The organism is Paracoccus sp. DMF (assembly GCF_004407025.1).
In the GTDB taxonomy this organism is placed as follows: domain Bacteria; phylum Pseudomonadota; class Alphaproteobacteria; order Rhodobacterales; family Rhodobacteraceae; genus Paracoccus; species Paracoccus aminovorans_B.
In genome coordinates this window covers 1-516 of record NZ_SOKV02000212.1, presented here as the reverse complement: position 1 = coordinate 516, position 516 = coordinate 1, and the positions used below count along the sequence as shown (strand labels likewise).

General features: G+C 71.3%; 1 pseudogene. It reads left to right on the top strand.

Annotated features, from left to right (window positions below):
- A pseudogene (locus E3D03_RS21290) lies at positions 1-516 on the top strand (peptidase U37); the annotation flags it as partial.

Sequence of the window (516 nt, the reverse complement as noted above, 5' to 3'; positions counted from 1 at the left end):
CGCGCCACCTTCTTCGGCGAGCCATATGACGAGGAACTGAGCCTCGACCCGGCCCATGTGCGGCTCGACCGGCTGAACGCGGGTGCGCCCTTCCTGAAGGTGCACGAGCTCGACACGCTCGACGCGGTGATCGGCTCGGTCGTGCCGGGCTCGGCGCGGATCGAGAACGGCCGCGGCATCGCGCTGGTGCGGATCAGCGAACGCGCCGACGTCGAGCCGATCTGGCGCGACATCCAGGCCGGGCACATCCGCGCGGTCTCCATCGGCTACCAGGTCCACCGCTTCGAGGTCTCGAAGCCCGAGGCCGCCCGCGAACTCTGGCGGGCCGTCGACTGGACGCCCTTCGAGGTCTCCGCCGTCGCGGTCGGCGCCGACCCCGCCGCGGGCTTCCGCGCCCAGCACCCCTTTCACGACTGCGTCCTCCACCGCCGGGACGCCCCTTCAATCACGAAAGGACCGATCCCGATGACGGACAAGACCGAAACCCCGGCGAGCGACGCCGCAACCCCCGCCACC